Origin of the sequence: Pseudomonas sp. MF6394, assembly GCF_002018845.1 — a bacterium.
In the GTDB taxonomy this organism is placed as follows: domain Bacteria; phylum Pseudomonadota; class Gammaproteobacteria; order Pseudomonadales; family Pseudomonadaceae; genus Aquipseudomonas; species Aquipseudomonas lactis.
The window spans coordinates 75,926-95,302 of sequence record NZ_MVOJ01000011.1 but is presented as its reverse complement, the minus strand read 5'-3'; the positions used below and the strand labels follow the sequence as shown (position 1 = coordinate 95,302).

Here is a 19,377-nt window from a genome sequence, read left to right as displayed (position 1 = left end):
CGGCAATGGTTCGACAGCGAAGGCAGCGACGGTTTCAGCATCATGTTTCCATAGCTGCATAGTATGGCTTGCGATAACGGCCGGTCGAAAATTCTTTGACACGGGTACAAGGGTAGGCGCGGCTCTGGATTGATGACCCATAGGATGTGAATTGCCCAGCAGTTTGGTTGGCCGGGAGCCGATGTGCTGTAAGCCGCAAGCCTAGGGCGATAAAAAAATTTGCGATGATTGTCTGGCCATTAATGCTAGTCATTAACTGCGGTCTGAGACTCTTTCCCGCTATAGCAGGCGAGAACGTGACTTACTGAGTGCTGGATAACAGCAGGGCACAGTTTCAGCCAACCAGTTGGTGCGAATCACTTTGCTGGCGAAATGCTACGCAACAGCACAATTGCAATGAACAGCGCACCAACTGCTCCCACTGAGATCATCAATCCTTGCTCGCTGACATAAGACATTGTGGCCCCGGTAACAATGGGACCCAATACGCTGCCCAAGGTGTAGAACATCGCAATCGCCGTCATGGCGGTGGACACTTGATGTTCGCCAGCTCGGTCTCCTACCTCGATTACAGCCAAGGTGTTCATGCCGCCAATAGCGCCTCCCCAGAGGAACACGATCATCGTCGCCAACCAAGGATGCGGCTGGCTGAGCGGAATGGCCAACGAACCCAGCAACAGTATCAAGCTGCAGACTAACTGGCCGATCTTGTAAGAGCTGCGGTCAGCCATCCAGCCAATTGGCAGTTGAAGGACGGTGCCACCAATTCCGAATACTGATATTAGGAGTGTCGCGGCGGTCAACAGGTAGCCAGCCGAGAGGCTGTAGCCTGCAAGGAACGACACGGCTGAGGTTTCAGAAAAGCCAGCAATAAATGCGCCGCAAAGAGCTGTTGGAATGACGCTAAACAATTTTCCATGGTGATTTTCTGCCGGTGTTTTCGGTTGCGTATCGTAGGTCTTGAGGGTTAAGGCCAGCGCGCCGGACATCAACACGATAAAGGCACAGGCGTAGTAGGGCGCGGCGCTTCCCACGCCAAATACAATCAGCAGGAGCGGGCCAATAGCAATACCCAGGCCCATCAAGGCCTCATGGACGCCGATCGCCCGGCCGCGCTCGTCTTTCGAGGCGACTGCAACGATCCACGTATCGCACGCGATCCAGCGCAGGATCAAGCCGATGCCGAGCAAGAAGTTCAGTGAAAAAATCAATGCCAGATGGGTTGTCAGGGGCATACCGATCAGCGCAGCAATAGTCAGCGCTGCACTGAGGATGTTAGTTCTGACGAGCCCCATACGGGCCAGTAAGCGTGGAACCCATTTGTAGAGCAGCAAAATAGCCAACCACGAGGCACTGACAACCACCCCGATTTTTGCTGGCTCCACCCCTTGCTGCTCAAGCGAAAGCGATAGCAGCGGGGTGACTGTACCAATCTGCACGATCTGCGAAAGTGCTGAGAGAATGTTTATCCTGGTGAGGGCAAACCAGCGTAGCTGGTTGCCATATTCGATATTCGGTTTTTCCATTTGTGACCGACCTAGAATAACGACGCCAAGCGTTCAACGATTAGGCAGACTCTTTTCAAAATACTCTCGCGGGAACATCGGTAGGGTGAGTCCAGCCAGACCTGATGCTTTTTTTCCAACACGACGTCGGACGGTTCTGGATCTATCTGCTCCGCCAGAAATTTTTCGATTGGATCGGAGACTTCCAGGCGCGACCACTTCAACTGCGCATCCTTGAAAAAGGCGAAATGCATGTCACTTTCAACTCGGATCCATTCGTCTACCAGCGTGAAGTCTTCAGCTGTCAGGCCCGTTTCTTCCTCAACTTCTCGAATGAGCGAACGTCCTAAGTCGACCACTGCGTCTTGCAGCACGTCGTCAGTTCCCGGTCGATGTTGTGAGCATAGATGAGGGTATAACCAGCGGGATAAGAACTGTTACGTATAACCTTAGGTACGGTACTCCCGTGGTGAGCTCGCCGCTAGATAGGCGGTGAGCGGTTGGCTACTTGCGCGTGTTAGCGCTCTCGACGAAGAGAGTTTTAACGAGTGTCCGGCCGTATTTATACCTCGGCAAAATGCTTGAGCTGCCAAGCGCAAAGGACCCTCCAGCTTGTGAAATGGTGCATTGATATCGTTCAGTAGGTGTCGACTTGGTGTGCGGATTGTGCGTCATCTGGATGAAATAGAGGAAAATCAAGTACTCGCTCATGGCCCACGTGTTCCATTTTGACAAGCCTGTGGGCCAGGTTTCGCTGGTACACAAAGAGCGGCGTTACAGGCCACAACAGCCAGCATGCAAAGCGCTGCCTTTGTACGGTTCGGCACAATTTTCGGGCTGATTTTTACAAGACGCTTGAACTGAACCCCCGATGCTAGTGAGAGGGTCAGCCCTTTATCCATGAGTCACGGCGTATTCGACGTTGAGAGTATCGGCCGTGCAGATTACGCAGGGCTGTCCGCTCTGGTCCCCTTTCTGTCCCCGAATGACCTCAACGCCGTGCCGTGGTTGTATTAGTGTTGATCACGCTTTCACACAATAAGATAGAGAGGGTGGCTATGCGGGCAATCAACCCCCGTCGCATAAGTCTGCTGATGGCCGTGACCTGCCTGCTGACAGCCTGTGGCGACAAACCGAAACATTCATCCGAACGCGCCACGGCGGCCAACGCCATGCCCGGCGACTCAGCCCTGGCCCAGGTCTACGACACCAGTTGCAAGCTATGCCACGCCAATCCGGCCTCCAGGGCACCGCTGACCGGTGACGGCCCGGCCTGGAGCCCGCGCATCGCCCAGGGCCCGGACACTCTGCTGGACCACACCATCAATGGCTACAACGGCATGCCGCCGATGGGCCTGTGCGTGCAGTGCTCCGAAGACCAATTCCTGGGGCTGATCAGCTTTATGTCGGGTCAACACATCCAATAAGAATAACGGGGTAGGCGATGGGGCTTTCACGGCGAGAATTATTGCAGCGCGGCGCGGTAGCTGGCGCGTTCACGGCATTGACCAGTAACCCGGTGCTGGCCCAGCTGGCCCGGGCACCGCGGTTGATTCCCTGGCGCAACTGGTCGGGGGCGCAAACCTGTTTGCCCCTGGCCCGGCAGGCGCCGAAAAACCTCGATGAACTGGTGCAGGTCATCGGCCAGGCACCGGGCAAGGTGCGGCCGGTGGGCTCGGGCCATTCGTTCAGTGCCCTGGTGCCCACAGACGGCACGCTGCTTTCCCTGAGTTATTTCAACGGTCTGTTGGATCACGATCCGCACACCTTGCAGGCCACCTTCGCCGCCGGCACGCCGATGTCGCGCATGGGCCAGGCATTGAAGGACGTCGGCCAGGCGCTGCCCAACATGGCGGATATCGACTACCAGACCCTGGCCGGGGCGATTTCCACCTCGACCCACGGCACGGGCGTGGGTTTTACCTCGTATTCTGGTTGTGTCACCGGCCTGCAGCTGGTGACCGCCCAGGGCCAGGTACTGGACTGCGACGCCAACCGCCACCCCGACGTGTTCAGCGCCGCCCGGGTGTCCCTCGGAGCCCTTGGCGTGGCCACCCAGGTCCGCCTGCAAAACCGCGCACCCTACCGTCTGCGACAGCACCAGTGGATCGCCAAGACCGAAGATCTGCTGGAAGACGTGGCGAAAAACGCCCGGGAAAACCAGCACTGGGAAATGCTCGTGGTGACCCATTCCGACTACGCCTTGTCCATCGCCCTGAACGAAACCACCGACCCCGAAACCCCGCCCATGGACCCGGCCGAGGCGGGCGGTAACGAGTTCGTGTCGATCATCGAAAAACTTGACAAATACGTCAGCGATTTCTCCGACGTCCGGGGCACGTTGCTCAACAGCCTGCGTTTTTTTGCCAACTTCGATGACCGGGTGGCCGAGTCGTTCCAGGTGTACAGCAACGTGCGCGACGTGCGCTTCAACGAGATGGAATATTCGGTGCCCGCCGAACACGGTCCGGCCTGCCTGCGGGAAATCCTCAAGCTGATCAGCGATAAGGACCTGCGCACCTGGTTTCCCATCGAGTACCGCTACGTCAAGGCCGACGACATTCCGCTGAGCATGTTCGAGGGGCGCGACAGCTGTTCAATCTCCGTGCACCAGCACTACACCATGGACCACCACAACTTCTTCGCCGCCGTGGAACCGATCTTCTGGAAATATGCCGGCCGCCCGCACTGGGGCAAGTTGCACACCCTCAATGCCCGCACCTTGGAACCGTTGTATCCGCGCTGGGAGGAGTTCACCCGAGTGCGCCGCGAACTTGATCCCAGCGGTAAATTCCTCAACGCGCACCTGTCGTCTATTTTGGGAGTGGCCTGATGAACCGCCGACATTTTGTACTAGGCACTGGCGCTTTGCTGGCCGCCGGTGCCTGGTTGCTGCGCCCAAGTGACCGGGGCAGCCCCTACAACGATTACTTCCGCACTTTAAACGCCGAACTCAAGGCCCACGGGCCGATGCGCCCGGTGATGCTGATCGACTTAGATCGCCTGGACCACAACATCGATGTGGTCATGCAGTCGGTCAAACGAGGCAGTAAACACTTACGGCTGGTAGAAAAGTCCCTGCCGTCGCCGGGGCTACTGGCCTACATCACCAAGCGCGCCGGGACGCAGCGGTTGATGTCGTTTCACCAGCCGTTTCTCAATCACGATGCGCTGGCGTTTCCCGAGGCCGACATGCTCATGGGCAAGCCGTTGCCGGTGCAATCGGCCGAGCTGTTTTACCAAACTCACAAAGGCCCGTTCGATCCGTCCCGGCAGTTGCAATGGCTGCTGGACACGCCTGAGCGCCTGCAGCAATACCTGACGCTTGCCCAGGGGTTGGGCACGAAACTGCGGGTCAATATTGAACTGGATGTGGGCCTGCATCGCGGCGGCATCAGCGACAACGCGGTGCTGGGGCAGATGCTGACGCTGATCAGCGCGCACCCGCAGCAGTTGGAATTCAGCGGGTTCATGGGCTACGACCCGTTTGTGGGGATGGGCGTGCCGGGGATTCTGGGTTCGCCTCAGGATTTGTTCGAGAAAGTCATGCAACGCTACAGCGGCTATGTGGATTACACCCGTCAGCACTTTGCGCCGCTGTGGCGTGACGGGCTGACGTTGAACACGGCGGGCAGCCCGAGTTATCGCATTCACGAGCAGGAAAAACTCAGCAGCGAGGTGTCGGTGGGCACCGCGTTGCTCAAGCCGACGCACTATGACTTACCGTCGTTGAGTGAGCATGCGCCGGCGACCTATATCGCCACGCCTGTGTTGAAGAGCACCGGGCCAGTGGATATTCCGGCGCTGGACGGCAAGTCGCGGTTGTTCTCGTGGTGGGATGCCAATCAGCGCGCCACGTTCTTTATTTATGGGGGGAACTGGATGGCTGAGTTTGAATCGCCCAAAGGGTTGCAGAGTAATAACCTATACGGGCGCAGTTCCAATCAGGAGATGGTCAATGGTTCGCCTAAGGTGGGGCTGAACGTGGAAGACCAGGTGTTTCTGCGCCCGACCCAGAGCGAGTTTGTGCTGTTGCAGTTTGGGGAGTTGCTGGCAGTACGGGGCGGGAAGATCGTCGACACTTGGCCCGTTTACATCTGAAGATCTGCTATAGAGCTTTGGGGAAAATTTTCCACCACTTCAGATTCGGTTTACAGGGGAGGGGGCTCCTGAGCTGTAACCAGAGTCAAGTTCTTGCTCATGTCCATTTGGCCTCTAAAGAGCTGACTGTAATAAGCCCTCATCGCGCGGAAGGGTAGGGTAATGGCGGCCATATGGGGGACTTTAGCGGACAATTTTTGCCAAGAATGCAGCACCTCTTGCAAGGGCCTATGATTGTTATCATGTTGTCCAAAACAAGAACTGAAAAATTCGGTCGGGAATCGAAGCGCCATGCAAAGGAAACCGGCTGATCCACATCATGACATGGCCCTTGTGTCAACCTTTCTGCTGCAAGCCCTCGGGCAAGTGGTCGCGCAAAAAGGGGTAAGCGCGGAACATCTTTGTCGCGGTTTGGGTTTTAGCCTGGCTGATCTGGACGATCCGGCCCAGAGAGTCTCCTATCGCCAGGCGGTCGCGATGATTCAGCGCGCACTCAAGGTACTGCCCGATCAGGGGTTGGGGCTATGGGTCGGGTATCAGAATGTACTCGGTACGTTGGGCCTGCTCGGCCATGTCGTTTCGCTGTGCAAGACCTTGCGCGATGCCTTTGCAATTGGCGAACGCCATCAGCATACCTCTGGTGCGATCGCCTCTTCACATACCTATGAATGCGGACAGGAAGTCTTCGTCGACGTCGAATGCTTGCTGCCCGACGCAGAGGTGCAGGTGTTTGTGAGCGAGGAGTTCCTGGCCAGCCTCATGGTGTATGGCAGAGCTCTGCTGGGGCAAGATTTCGCGCCTTTGCGGGTAGAATTCAGGCATACCGCGCCGCTTTACATAGATGAATATCTCCATATATTTGGCGCAGATGTGCGGTTCGGTGGTCTGCATAATCGTATGGTCCTGGCTCGTCACTGGATGGACGTGCGCCTTCCCAATCATCACGCGCTGGCGCTGCGCCAAGCCTTAGATTTACTGGAGCAGGAAAGCACTCAATTGCATGAGAAAATGGACTTGATTCAAGCGGTAGAGCGCGCAATTTTCCGGGATTTGCAGCGTAGCCAGCTGGCAAAGGTGGCCAGTGACTTAAATATGAGTGGGCGCACCTTGCGTCGACGGCTGATCGAGCATGGGCTGACCTTTGAAAGCTTGCGCGAGCAGGTGCGCCGAGCACGAACTATGAGTTTGTTGAGTAACCCAAGCCTGACTCTCGAACGAATCACGGAAGAGGTGGGCTACAGCGATGTTCGCAGTTTTCGGCGAGCATTCAAGCGCTGGGCCGGGTTGAGTCCCAGTGCGTTTCGTGGTGAAGGACGCGGGCTTGCATAATTCCTAGGAGCGGTCCGTATGCAAGGACAGTATATGTGCTGCTGAAGTAGGGTGTGACGGTCATCGAAAATACGGGGGGGCGGCGCATTGTTGAGCAGTACCTCCCCGTCCTCATTGAAAGGACAGGGAGGGGACGGCGCTCATCCGGCGATGTATAACCCGCCGTTCACATGCAGCACTTCACCGGTAATGAAGCTCGAGCCGCTGCTGCACAGGAAAGCTATCACCGAGGCAATCTCGCTGGGTTGGCCAAGACGTTTGAGAGGGGTTTGTTCCACTGAGTCGCTGCCACGGGTGGCGATCAAAGCTTGAGTCATCGGGGTTTCGATGATGCCGGGGGATACGGCGTTGACGCGGGTTTTCGGACCCAGTTCACGGGCTAGGGCGCGAGTCAGGCTTAGCAGGCCGCCCTTGGAGGTACCATAATGGGCGTTGGAAAACGCACCGCGGTGGGCAGCTATCGAAGTCAGGTTGACGATCGCGCTGTTGGCGCGCAATGCAGGAATCGCCCGACGACACAGATAAAACACGCCGTCGAGGTTGATGCCCAGGGTCTGACGCCATTGTTCATCGGTCATCTGCCGAATCGGTTGCGACTGGTACAAACCGGCCGAAGGCACCAGGAAGTCAATGCCACCGAAGCGATCTATGGCCAATTGCACCGCCTTGGCCGAATCTTCAGGGTTGGCCGCATTCATCCGCAGGGTAACGACGCGCTCTCCGCTGGGGTCGAGTTCCAGGGAAAAATCCGCCAAGCCGTCGCCATCCAGGTCTGTAAGTACCAGAAATGCGCCGCATTGATAAAACAGTTTCGCTACTTCACGGCCAATTCCACCGTTGGCACCTGTGAGCAGAAGGACGCGATTGTTGAAATCGTACATGGTCGTTTCTCCAAAGGGATACCGGGGGTCATGGTCCGAGAATGCGCGCCACATTTTCGTGCTGCAGGTCGACGCCAAGGAAGCGGCAAATCTGCACGATCTGGCCGTAGATCATGTGTTGCCCATGGTGAACGCGGCAGCCGCGCTCCCGTGCCGCTGTCAGCAGCGCGGTGTCGCCTGAACGCATGACTGCTTCACAGACCAGAGCACCGGCCCGCAGCGTACCCGGATCCAGAGGCAGGGCATCGTCGTCCTTGAGCCCAAGCGACGTGGCGTTGATGATCACGTCGAAGCTCTGCGCATTGCCGTCGCTCACGCTCAAATCAATGTCGGAGAACTGCGTTTTCAGGCGTTCCAATAGGGCCTCAGCACGAGCCGGGGAGCGATTGTAGATCGCTAGTCGAGCGGGGCTTTGCTTGGCAATCGACCAGGCAATCGACTTGCCAGCACCGCCGGCTCCCACCAGCAGTACGCGCTTGCCTTCCAGCCGGTGCCCCTGCTGGTGCAACCCGGCGAGCATACCTTCGCCGTCGAAGTTGCCACCGATCAGCCGACCGTTCTCGGGGTCGATCCTTACCGCGTTGACCGAGCCGACTTGCTGTGCGGTGTCGGTCAGTTCGTCGCAGAATTCAACGATACTTTCCTTGTATGGAATGGTCACCACCAGGCCATGCAGGTTGGCAATGCCGGATATCCCGAGCAGTACCTTGCGCAGGTTCGCGCCGCGTACGTGCAGAGGCACGCAGACCAAGTCCAGGCTCTGATTGGCGGCGCTATGGTTGATCACCTGCGGGGTTTTTACGTGGGCGATCGGATCGGCAACGATGCCGATCAGTTGTGTCTGGCCACTGATGTGCATGGAAACCTCAAAGATGGGAGTGTGAGCGCGCATGGATGGGCGAGACGCATACCTGGGCACAGGGTGCAGATCCGAAAAAAATCGATCGGGAGTTGGGAGGGAGGCGAACCGTGGCCAGGGTTGGCGCAGGCGGGGTGGAACATTGAAGCCAGTGTGCGCAACAGCGCTCTAATAGGACTCATAATACTAACCTGTCTGACATATTTTATTGTTGTCTGACAGGATAGTAGGAGGCTTCGCTTTTCGGTGTCAAGGGCCGCAGGCCATTCTGTCCTGCAGCTACACATCGATGCGCCTGGAGCCGATCTGGCTGGTGGGGCGATATTTTTTCAGCAAAACACTTTGACATACCCCAGGCTGAGAGTTATTTTTGATAACTGGTCTGACAAGTAACTAAAGATGTATGACCATAAATAATAACAAGTGAGAACATCATGTCCCATACAGATCACACTCCCGCTACGCCCGAACAGTCCGAGCACCATTCAGCCGTTTTCCAGCACAGCGCTTACTCCGGAATCCGAGACAAGGTGGTCGTGGTTACCGGTGGCGGCAGCGGTATTGGCCTGGCCCTGGCCGAAGGTTTTGCCCGTAATGGCGCGCACCTGCTGCTGATTGACATCAATGACCAGTCCATGACAGACGCCAAGATCACGTTGCAGCATCGTTTCCCGACGACCCGTGTCGAATGTTTTCAGGCGTCAGTCACCGATGAAGCGGCTGTAGAGGCCGCCTTCGCTCACGCTAAGGCGTGTTTCGGGCGCATTGATGTCTTGCTCAACAACGCGGGGGTGTCGATCAACAAGCCATCCCTGGATATCACACCCGCCGAATGGCGACGGGCTATCGAGATCAACTTCAACAGTGTGTTTTTCTGCGCCCAGGCGGCGGCTCGGTACATGATCGACCAGCAGGCTGGCGTAATCATCAACACCTCGTCGATGTGGGGGGTTTCTCACTCCGCTGACCGCACAGCGTACTGTGCGACCAAGGCCGCCGTGGTCTCCATGACTAAGTGTCTGGCGGTGGAATGGGCCCGGCACGGTATCCGCATGAACGCCATCGGCCCTGGTTATACCCGCACGCCGCTGGTGGATGAACTGCAGCGGGCCGGACGCCTGGACGTCGAGGCTCTGCGCAAGCGTACACCGCTGCAACGCCTCGGCGAACCTGGCGAGATGGCAGAACTGGCGCTTTTCCTCGCATCCAGCAGCGCAACCTTCATCACCGGGCAGATTTACGTGTCGGACGGCGGTTGGACCGCCAATGGTTTCTAACTTGCCCTTCGTTTTGCCGGTCCGCCGTAGCCTGTCGATTTGAACCATTGTGGAGAAGTGAAATGCCGAAAAGTGTTGCCTTATCGTCGGCCTCGCCGTGGGTCGAGCTCAGTTCCACTGACGCCGACTGGAAGCAGGCCTCCCCTGCGTTGCTGGGTACCATGCTCAGCCAGTTGCACTTGATCCGTGCCTTCGAGGAGACCGTCCTTGAATTAGCCGGTGAAGGCTTGGTGCATGGTCCTGCGCATTCGAGTATCGGTCAGGAAGGAGGCGCGGTGGGTTCGATTGTCGCCCTGGGCGCTGCGGATGAAGTCAATGGTTCGCACCGTGGTCATCACCAATTCCTGGCCAAGGCACTGGTATACCTGATGCCTGATGGAATTGATCCGAAAGTACCTGTAACAGCCCCCATCCAGGATCTGCTGCAACGTACCCTGGCGGAAATTCTGGGCTTGTCCCAGGGATTCTGCAAAGGCCGTGGCGGCTCCATGCACCTGCAGTGGGCTGAGGCCGGTGCGCTGGGGACCAACGCCATCGTCGGTGGTGGCGTGCCACTTGCGGCGGGTGCCGCCTGGGCACATCGGCATGCCGGCACCGATACCGTAGCCATCACCTACTTCGGTGACGGCGCAGTGAACATCGGTTCGGTGCTGGAGACCATGAACCTGGCGGCGGCCTGGAAATTGCCGCTCTGCTTTTTCATCGAGAACAACCTATACGCGGTCTCCACCACGGTTGAGGAAGCCACCGCCGAGCCGCGACTGTCGGCACGTGGGCAGGGCTTCAATATCCCGAGCTGGAAAGTCGACGGCATGGATCCGCTGGCAGTTTATTTGGCCATGCAGCAAGCGCTGACGCATATGCGCGCCGGTAACGGTCCGACCATCATCGAGGCCGATGTGTACCGGTTTTTCCATCAGAACGGTCCATTCCCCGGCAGCGCATTCGGCTACCGCAGCAAGGAAGAAGAGCAGGGCTGGCGCGCCCGTGATCCCCTGGAGCGGTTGGCCCGGGAAATGAAAGAGCGCAAGTTGATCGACGATGCCGGCTTGGCCGACCTGCGTGAAGCCGTCAAGTTGGCAATGGCCCAATCGGCTGCCGCACTGCTGGAAGCTGACCCCGCAGGCAAACCAGGCAAGCGGAGGATTAGACCTCAGTTGTGGCCTTCGCCTGATTTTCGTGATGTGGGTATTCGTGGCGACTTAAGCGAGTTGGCCGATGCCCACACCTGTGAGCAGGCGAGCTATCGTGGCAGCCTGGAGCAGCGCAAGTTTATCGATGCTATCGCCGACGTTATGAACCGGCGCATGGAAGCTGATGACAGTATCGTCGTCATGGGGGAAGACGTTCACCGTCTCAAAGGTGGCACCAACGGCGCTACCCGCGGTCTGAAAGAGCTTTTTCCAGAGCGCATCCTCGGCACCCCCATCAGCGAGAACGCCTTCTGCGGATTGGGTGGTGGCATGGCCTTGGATGGACGATTTAAACCAGTAGTGGAGTTCATGTACCCCGACTTCATGTGGGTCGCCGCCGACCAGGTGTTCAACCAGATCGGCAAGGCTCGGCATATGTTCGGCGGGCAAAGCGACGTCCCCTTGGTGCTGCGCACCAAGATCGCCATGGGCACAGGTTATGGTTCGCAGCACTCCATGGACCCGGCCGGTATCTACGTGACCAATCCTGGATGGCGCATTGTTGCGGCTTCCACGCCGTTCGACTACATCGGCTTGATGAATGCCGCGCTGGCCTGCAAAGACCCGGTGTTAGTGATCGAGCACGTCGACCTGTACAGCCAGAGCGGTGAAGTGCCGGTGGATGACCTGGACTATCAGATCCCGTTCGGCACAGCAGCCGTGCGCCGTGAAGGTCGTGAACTGACCATCCTCACGTACTTGAGCATGGTAGGACACTCTATGGAAGCGGTAGAACAGACTGGCATAGATGCCGAAGTCATTGACCTGCGTTTTCTCGACCGCGCCAGCTTTGACTGGACCACGGTTGAGGCGAGTATCCGCAAGACCAACAACGTGCTGATTGTCGAGCAGGGGGCTCGGGGTACGTCCTATGGTGGTTGGCTTGCGGACGAACTGCAGCGCCGTTGCTTTGACTGGCTTGACCAGCCGATCCAGCGCGTGACCGGAGGCGAAGGCTCGCCGAGTATTTCTAAAGTCCTGGAACGTGCCGCTTGCGCGCGTACCGAGGAAGTCATCGAAGGCCTGCAACTGGTCATCCGCGAAAAAGGGGCACACCAATGAGCGTAAAGATGCTGGTACCAATGGAGGTAGGAATTTGCTGCGTCGATCTTCCTGCCCTCAGTCGTTTCTATCAGGACGTGCTGGGTTTTACCTTTGTCGCCCAGGTGCAAATGCCGGCCTCCGCCGCGCAACAGGTGGGCTTGAGTGAAGGCGGCTACAGCGTAATGCGTCTGCAGACGCCCTACGGCGAACGCATCAAGCTGCTGGCGCCAGAGCGCACCCCGACCCACCACGAGCAGGGGTTGATCCTGGACCGCCAAAATGCGAGCTACCTGACATTCATCGTGGAAGACATTTCAAGCCTAGTAAACGAGCTGAAAAATGCCGGCGCGAGCTTCTTCGCCGGCGACGTGCCGATCCAGCTGCGTCCTGATGTGAAGGCGCTGTTCTGCCGGGACCCGGAAGGCAACGTGCTGGAATTGGTCGAGTACGCTGATATCGCCGCCTACCGTCCAGACTTGTTTAACGACCGGAGTGCCTGATGGCCAAGCTCTTACATATGCCCGAGGTGTCGGCCAATACGACCCACGCCGCGATCCAGAACTGGACCCTCAAGGAAGGCGACGCGTTCAACACCGGAGACTGCATCGCCGAGATCGAAACCGAAAAGGCGCTGGTCGAGTTGACTGCTGAAGAAGAAGCGGTGCTTGGCAAGATCCTGGTCGAACCGGGACGCGAAGTGGAAGTGGGCGCGCCGATTGGGGTGCTGTTTGCCAGAGGCGAAACCGATGTAGATATCGACGAACTGCTTGCAAAGGCCGGTGCGCTGTCGGCGGCCAATGAGTCGGTAATAGAGGACGCACCTGAACTTCAGTCCCGGGCTGATAAGACGCCGGTAGTTGACGCGCGCAACAACGGGCGAATCTTCGCAAGTCCTCTGGCGCGCCGTCTGGCAGCGGCCATGGGGCTTGAACTGACGACTCTCAAGGGCAGCGGTCCGAATGGGCGAATCGTCAAGCGCGACGTCGAGGCCGTAGCGGTCGCCGTCGCTAGCCTTGCGTCCGCAGCCGTTGAACCTTCGATATCGGCCGTCGACTTTGAGGAAGTCCCGCACAGCAGCATGCGTAAGACTATCGCTCGCCGCTTGGTCGAGAGCAAGTCCACAGTGCCGCATTTCTATCTCGAGGTGGAATGCCGGATGGAGGCGTTGCTTACCCTGCGCGAGCAGGTCAACCAGAAAGCGCCGAGAAAGATTTCAATCAACGACTTCATCGTCAAGGCGGTTGCAGTCGCCCTCCGACAGGTTCCGGAGATGAATGTGACCTGGACCGAAACGGCGTTGCGGCGCTACCACCACGCGGATGTCTGCGTAGCGGTGTCCACCGATAACGGCCTGATCACACCGGTAGTGCGTAATGCCGACAGTAAGGCGCTTTCGCAAATTAGCGCGGATGTGGTGGAGTTGGCCGGACGGGCCCGCGATGGACGTCTGCGCCCCGAGGAATACCAGGGCGGCAGTTTCACCATCAGTAACCTGGGGATGTTCGGCGTCGAGCAGTTTAGCGCCATCATCAATCCACCCCACGCAGCCATTCTGGCGGTGGGCGCGACCCAGAAAAAGCCAGTGGTTGAAAATGGTGAACTGCGCGTTGGTTCGGTGTTGTGTTGCACCCTTTCAGTAGATCATCGAGCAGTGGACGGAGCGCTGGCGGCCCAATGGCTGGCAGCGTTCAAGGGCCTGATGGAAAACCCGCTGGGTATGCTGATTTGAGGGATGTTCCATGAGTGAAGTGAAATTCGATGTAATCGTCGTCGGTGGGGGGCCTGGTGGTTACGTGGCGGCCATCCGTGCCAGCCAGTTGGGTCTGCGCACGGCGGTAGTGGAAAAAGCGCAGTTGGGTGGGGTCTGTCTGAACTGGGGCTGCATTCCTACCAAGGCCCTGTTGCGCAGTGCCGACGTGCTGCGTCTGATCGGCAGTGCGGCCAGCTTTGGTATCGAGGTCGGTTCCGCCAAACCTGACTTGAAGGCTATCGTGAAGCGGTCCCGCGATGTCGCGACCCAGTTGAACCGGGGCGTCAGTGGGCTGATGAAAAAGCACCGCGTCCAGGTATTCAATGGACATGCACGGCTAGATGGGCCCCAGCAAGTGAAAGTGTCCGGGGAGCAGGGTGATCTCAGCTTGAGCGCACCGCACATCATTCTGGCAACCGGAGCGCGGGCGCGCGGGCTGCCAGGCATGGAGCCGGACGGCAAGCACTTCTGGACCTATCGTCAGGCACTGGTGCCGGAAAGCGTACCCAAACGGCTGGTGATCGTTGGCGCTGGCGCGATCGGTATCGAATTCGCCAGTTTCTATCACGCTCTTGGCGCGCAGGTGAGCGTGGTGGAAATGGCCGATCGGATTCTCCCGGTGGAGGACCAAGAGGTCAGTGCCCATGTGGCAAAGGCCCTGATTCGGGACGGTATCCACCTACACACCGGCTGTGCTCTCAAAAGCAGCAAAGTGGAGCAGGGCACGGTGCATCTGCACCTTGAAGGCAAGAGCAATGAGACCCTGCAGGCAGACGTGGTGCTAGTGGCTGCAGGTATTGTTGGCAATGTCGACGACCTGGGGTTGGAAGGGACCAAGATCAAAGTACAGCACACCCATGTGCTGGTGGATGAGTTCTGCCGCACGGGCGAGCCGGGTGTTTACGCGATCGGCGATCTGGCGGGAGCTCCATGGCTTGCGCATAAGGCCAGCCACGAAGCAGTGATCTGTGTCGAGAAGATCGCCGGCCAGAACCCCCATCCCTTGGATCCCCGCAGCGTGCCAGCCTGTACTTACAGCTACCCGCAAATCGCCAGCGTCGGTTACACCGAGGCCCAGGCTCGCACTGCTGGCAAGACGCTCAAGGTCGGCAAGTTTCCATTCGCGGCCAATGGCAAGGCGATTGCGATGGGGGCCACGGAGGGCTTCGTCAAGGTTGTGTTCGACGCTGACAGCGGCGAATTGCTGGGCGCCCACATGGTTGGCGAGGAGGTCACCGAGATGATTCAGGGCTATGCCATCGCTCGGGGCCTGGAGACTACCGAAGCCGAACTGATCGAAAGTATCCTGCCGCACCCGACGATGTCTGAAGCCATGCATGAAGCCGTGCTGGCAGCATACGAACGAACTCTGCATATCTGAGTTTTTATCCTGGTCTGAGTGACGAGCTAGGAGGTCGGGTCGTGTATGGTCGGCGGACGCCGAGAATACTTCGGCCCGGCTGCATGCTTTGCGGATTTCAGTCAGGGAGTCGCCTGGCCAGGGTAGGGGGATCGACATAGTCCGCAATAACCAAGCTCGCGGCCACAGGAAGGGGCAGGCTATGATTTAGTGAGTCGCATCAGGCTAATAGTCGACGCCGCCGGAAGTCCCCCATCTGAAACCACTCCGGAGGGTAATTGGCTGGCATAGTGCACTCCTTGGCAGGGATGGGCGTTGCTTCGGGATGAAGCTCGCTTGGCATGTGGGCTGGTCACGGGAGCAATCACATCTTGCGCGAAGGTCTCCAGGCAGAATATCCCAACAGTAATGGAGCGGGCACGCCGCCGTGGTCGCCAAAACTTTGATCCCGCTTGACGTTCGGGTACGTTAGTGAGGGCAGATGATAGGCGCTCAGTCGCCCAGTTCTAGCTTCATGATGGCGAGGACTTCGTAAAGCTTGACACTTACCTCATGAAGCTTGGCGATGAACTCTTCGAGCAACTCGTTGGTAACCTCGAAATACCGTTTCTTCGAGTCCAATCGGCGATGAAGGATCTACTCACATGCTGGGTTTGTAATTGGATAAGAATGGACAATGTCCGTGCAGCGGGTGTTCAGCGCTTCGAACATATCCGCTGCCAAATGGCCGATTGGCTTTTAACCTCCGATAAATGGGCACTCTGGAAATTTAATTTGTTTCGATATTGAGAAAAGAATTATCAGGCGGTATCAATTCAAAAAAGCGCGTTGGATCCTCAATCAGATACCCCTTCAGGATGGTTTTCTTCCTGGGTCCTCGTACTTGGCAAGCCCAGATATTCAGACCGTTGTCACGCTTTCGATGGACCTTCAGTTTCTCAAACTGTTTCTGTACCCAGCGCCACTCGTCGACGCCGTCGTTCGCACCGTGGGCGATACCTGGAAATTCCTGGACATAGCGCTGGAAAATTCCGGGGGTGACCAGGAACGCGGTACCGCCCACCGTGTGAACCTTGGCCTTGCTGTCATTGATGATCAGCTTGTGACTCTGAATACCCTCCTTGACCCAATCCAAGAAAGCTTGGCCTGGGTTATCCGAAGGGAGGGTTGAAGTTTCGAGAGCGCTTTCTGACGGTGCGTCACTGGCCTCAGGCTCTTCCAACTCGAACATGTCCAGCAGCGTGCCGAGGTAATCGGCATCCTCTAGCGCCGTGGGATCCGGCTGCGGTTGGCTTTGACCTGATCGTGCACTGACTGTCTCGGGCGCTGGTGTTGGTATCTGGGTGTCAGTTGAGTGGTCATGGGCTGCAATGCTAACCGTTCCGCTGAAAGCCTCGGGCCGGTCTTCGTTTCCCCAAATCAGTGCTGGTTGAAGGCGCAGAAAGGTGAAACTCTGCTGCCAATTTCCCTGTGCCACAAGCGCGGTCCAGATGGCTTTACCTTCCGGGGTGGACTCGACCAGCCCATGCGACTGCAGCTCGTCGAACACCGCTAGGTTGGACGAAGGAATGCCTTCAATCGATTGCGACAGCAGATAGGCTCGTAGCTTGTCCGTGACCGTCTTGCTGACCAGCCAGAGGGCGTCCTGGGTCAGCCATCCCGCGGCACCCGGCTGGTTGAGTTTCAGCTCGTGCTGAACCAGATGACGTAGTCCGGTGATCAAGTGATGTTGCAGCGAATGCGTCGGGGCCAGGAGTGCCTTCTTCGGGTTGCCACCGATGTTCTGCGCGGTGGAAACACGGTCGGCCTGCATCACCAACTCACCGAGAACGCCGGCACGTTCGTACTGGCCCGCCAGGACATACAGCAGACTGGCCCACAGTGGCGGAAATCCACTGAGCCAATCGAGGATTGGGCGGTCGAGAATGTGGGTGTAGAGCAAGCCTGCGGCGGCGCCGTGCAGGTGGTAGTCACGACCCTTGATGTAACGAAAACGGTAGGGCTGATCCAGGGAGCCCTGCCAAGGATGCCAAACACGGCCATCCTGGCGTTCGACCAGCAGGTCCACGGCAATCTTGCCTATATCATGCAGCAGGGCGCCATAGGCGATGCCCGCGGACCAGGCGTCAGTCTGGGCGGCTTGGTCTTCGGGCGCAGCACCGGTGGGAAGCAGATACGACTGACGCAGTTTCAAACTGCAAGCGACCAGCTCCAGGCCATGGTCGAGCATGCCGCCGAGATAAGCATGGTGGTGCGTCTCGCTGGCCGGGAGTTGCTGGACTTGTTCGGCGTAGCGATGAATTGGATTTAAATAGAGTTGGGTGAATTGGACGTGGGAGAGGGCAGTGTATTGCCAGATGCGATCGAGCAACTGACGGCGGTGCTCTGCTGCTAACAAGCTGTGGGCCGACTCGATGGGCAGGAAGCCTTCGGCGACGCTCACGATCAGTAGCGGAGGGGGCTTCTGCCTTTTGCGGCGAAACAGACTGAGCATTGTGACCTCCAGAAGGTGGGTGGGTCAGTGGCCTTTTCGCCTTTTCGGATAGCGCTCTTACCCTTGAGTCCCCATTCCCTTCCAACCCTTACCCGTCCTTTTTGGCTCGTGTCCCTTTGTGCGGCAATCGGAATACCGATACTGCTAGGCTTCGTTTTGTTGGGGGGCTGGTACGAAAAAGAAAAGAGTCGGTACACTGCGGTGCCTATTTTTTGGGTCTTGCCATGAACCTTACTGACGCCACGCTCGTGCTGCTGCTCGCGGCACGTATCCATGGGACCGACGAAGCCGTCAGGGCTTCAGCGAAGAGCGTGGTCAAGAAGTTGCCGCGCAGTAAACGCGATCTGATCTACAAGGTGATCGACAGCCGGAGTCCGCTCGAGCTGGTGGATTTTCTGGCGCAGAATCTGGATGCGGAATGACAGGCTGCGGGTGTGCGCCCCTCTCTTATTCTTTGCGTGATGGGCCCGCCGTATGATGCTGTCTGTTTTCTGGAAACAGAAAAAAGGGCTCAACTCGCGTTGGGCCCTGTGAAGCGTTTGCAGTGGTGGGGTAACAATTAAGCGACGTCGTTCATGCACAGTGAGTCATCCAAGACCGCTTGCTTCAGTTGCTGATCCAGGTTGAGTACATATTCCGAGGCGCTTCGGGCTTGGCCACTGGCGCGAAAGATCGCACGCTTGTCTGCTTTGAGCAGGCTGAGCCAGGAGTCGATGTAACCCTCATGCCGCAGCTCTCCCTGAATGCCAGCGTAAGCGCATAAAAAAGCAGCGCCCATCTCGGCGATCAACTCCTCAAACGCGTAGCCTGGCGAGCCGAACGGACAGGATGAGGTCACACCCTCGCGCTGCAGCCGAGAAAGATGTCCGGTCCAGTGCGTCAGCTCGTGCAGTGCGGTGGCGTAGTACCCACCTTCATCGTGAAATTGCGCTTTTGTCGGCAGTTGGATGAGATCCCTGATCGGGTGGTAAAAGGCTTCGTCGGCAGGCCGATGAACGATGTGTGCGCCAGTACTTAAAAGCAGATTTTCTGCAGCACTGTTGGCTAGGAAGGGGGCGGTCGGGCACGCTTCGAGCAAGGTTTCGTTGAACGTTTCGAGCCCTTCCGTTTGCTCGATGTTGAACAAAAAATGCGTCCTGAGAATGCCAAAGTGAGCGACCTTGGGCTGACCGTTTTCATCGAGTACGGGTTGGCCTGACTCAGTCTGTTCCTCGCGCTCCATAGGCTTGTAGAGCACAGCCAGAGTGCTGTGCTCACCCTTACGGATGTGCCCACCGGCTTTTTTGGCTTGGTTGAAGGTTAGCCAACGATCCTGAGTAAACCCCTGCAAACTGGCCTCGGCCCAGAGCAGCGGTAAATTGATGCCCGAATACGGACGTCGCGTGATGGCGTTGATGGGGTAGGGTTGATGACCGATGTAAGCTGAGCCACTTGAGGACCAGGGTTTGATCCAGGGAGCAACGCCTTGGTCTAACGCGGTAACGATCTTGTCAGTTACGTCTTGGTAGATATCGCGCATGGCAATTTCCTCGAGAGAAAACGGAGGAACTCCGTGCCCGTCGGGGAGGGTTCCCCGGTTGGGTG

Annotated in this window: 16 protein-coding genes; 10 read left to right on the top strand and 6 right to left on the bottom strand. The window is 57.8% G+C overall.

Annotated elements, in window-relative coordinates; translation table 11 throughout:
* Positions 1 to 356: 356 nt before the first annotated feature.
* Together MF6394_RS13670 and MF6394_RS13665 are read right to left on the bottom strand one after the other, a co-directional pair.
* Positions 357 to 1,526 (bottom strand): MFS transporter, encoded by a 1,170-nt coding sequence (locus MF6394_RS13670; protein ID WP_070413442.1) that lies wholly within the window; start codon positions 1,524 to 1,526, stop codon positions 357 to 359.
* 11 nt (positions 1,527 to 1,537) lie between these two features.
* Positions 1,538 to 1,879 carry a hypothetical protein gene (locus MF6394_RS13665; protein WP_070413443.1) on the bottom strand — a complete coding sequence of 114 codons (342 nt, stop codon included), beginning with the start codon at positions 1,877 to 1,879 and terminating at the stop codon, positions 1,538 to 1,540.
* 684 nt (positions 1,880 to 2,563) lie between these two features.
* Between MF6394_RS13665 and MF6394_RS13655 the strand changes: the two genes are divergently transcribed.
* The 4 genes from MF6394_RS13655 (at position 2,564) to MF6394_RS13635 (ending at position 6,935) form a co-directional block, all read left to right on the top strand.
* Entirely contained in the window at positions 2,564 to 2,932 is a 369-nt protein-coding gene (locus MF6394_RS13655; RefSeq protein ID WP_070413445.1) for a c-type cytochrome, read from the top strand.
* 77 nt (positions 2,933 to 3,009) lie between these two features.
* Complete coding sequence (locus MF6394_RS13650; RefSeq protein WP_161952161.1) at positions 3,010 to 4,338, top strand: D-arabinono-1,4-lactone oxidase; 1,329 nt, start codon at positions 3,010 to 3,012, stop codon at positions 4,336 to 4,338.
* Positions 4,339 to 4,397: 59 nt separating this feature from the next.
* On the top strand, positions 4,398 to 5,606 hold the full coding sequence (locus MF6394_RS13645) for a DSD1 family PLP-dependent enzyme (protein ID WP_161952160.1): 1,209 nt from the start codon (positions 4,398 to 4,400) through the stop codon (positions 5,604 to 5,606).
* 291 nt (positions 5,607 to 5,897) lie between these two features.
* The gene (locus MF6394_RS13635) at positions 5,898 to 6,935 is read left to right on the top strand and encodes an AraC family transcriptional regulator (protein ID WP_070413449.1); all 1,038 of its coding nucleotides are present in this window, start codon (positions 5,898 to 5,900) and stop codon (positions 6,933 to 6,935) included.
* A 140-nt stretch (positions 6,936 to 7,075) separates the two neighbouring features.
* Here the strand turns inward: MF6394_RS13635 and MF6394_RS13630 are convergent, their stop codons facing one another.
* Both MF6394_RS13630 and MF6394_RS13625 read right to left on the bottom strand, forming a co-directional pair.
* Positions 7,076 to 7,816 (bottom strand): SDR family NAD(P)-dependent oxidoreductase, encoded by a 741-nt coding sequence (locus MF6394_RS13630; protein WP_070413450.1) that lies wholly within the window; start codon positions 7,814 to 7,816, stop codon positions 7,076 to 7,078.
* Between the two features lie 28 nt (positions 7,817 to 7,844).
* Entirely contained in the window at positions 7,845 to 8,675 is an 831-nt protein-coding gene (locus MF6394_RS13625; RefSeq protein ID WP_070413451.1) for a shikimate dehydrogenase family protein, read from the bottom strand.
* A 434-nt stretch (positions 8,676 to 9,109) separates the two neighbouring features.
* On the opposite strand from MF6394_RS13625, the gene MF6394_RS13620 reads away from it, so the two are divergent.
* The 5 genes from MF6394_RS13620 (at position 9,110) to lpdA (ending at position 15,320) form a co-directional block, all read left to right on the top strand.
* Positions 9,110 to 9,952, top strand: coding sequence for an SDR family NAD(P)-dependent oxidoreductase (locus tag MF6394_RS13620; protein ID WP_078466837.1), 843 nt, complete (start codon positions 9,110 to 9,112; stop codon positions 9,950 to 9,952).
* Between the two features lie 62 nt (positions 9,953 to 10,014).
* Positions 10,015 to 12,207, top strand: a complete 2,193-nt coding sequence (locus MF6394_RS13615; protein WP_070413452.1) for an alpha-ketoacid dehydrogenase subunit alpha/beta — start codon at positions 10,015 to 10,017, stop codon at positions 12,205 to 12,207.
* Complete coding sequence (locus MF6394_RS13610; RefSeq protein WP_054895865.1) at positions 12,204 to 12,689, top strand: VOC family protein; 486 nt, start codon at positions 12,204 to 12,206, stop codon at positions 12,687 to 12,689. Before MF6394_RS13615 ends, MF6394_RS13610 begins: the two co-directional genes overlap by 4 nt.
* Positions 12,689 to 13,918, top strand: coding sequence for a pyruvate dehydrogenase complex dihydrolipoamide acetyltransferase (locus MF6394_RS13605; RefSeq protein WP_070413453.1), 1,230 nt, complete (start codon positions 12,689 to 12,691; stop codon positions 13,916 to 13,918). Before MF6394_RS13610 ends, MF6394_RS13605 begins: the two co-directional genes overlap by 1 nt.
* Positions 13,919 to 13,928: 10 nt before the next feature.
* Complete coding sequence (lpdA, locus tag MF6394_RS13600) at positions 13,929 to 15,320, top strand: dihydrolipoyl dehydrogenase (protein WP_078466836.1); 1,392 nt, start codon at positions 13,929 to 13,931, stop codon at positions 15,318 to 15,320.
* 748 nt (positions 15,321 to 16,068) lie between these two features.
* Here lpdA and mobH read toward each other — a convergent pair.
* Complete coding sequence (gene mobH, locus MF6394_RS13595) at positions 16,069 to 17,793, bottom strand: MobH family relaxase (protein WP_070413455.1); 1,725 nt, start codon at positions 17,791 to 17,793, stop codon at positions 16,069 to 16,071.
* A gap of 224 nt (positions 17,794 to 18,017) precedes the next feature.
* Here mobH and MF6394_RS13590 point away from each other — a divergent pair, with 224 nt between their 5' ends.
* A complete protein-coding gene (locus tag MF6394_RS13590) occupies positions 18,018 to 18,215 on the top strand; it encodes a DUF7740 domain-containing protein (protein WP_007901093.1) in 198 nt (65 codons plus the stop codon).
* 137 nt (positions 18,216 to 18,352) lie between these two features.
* On the opposite strand, the gene MF6394_RS13585 is transcribed toward MF6394_RS13590, so the two are convergent.
* Entirely contained in the window at positions 18,353 to 19,312 is a 960-nt protein-coding gene (locus MF6394_RS13585) for an ArdC family protein (protein WP_070413456.1), read from the bottom strand.
* Between the last annotated feature and the right edge of the window lie 65 nt (positions 19,313 to 19,377).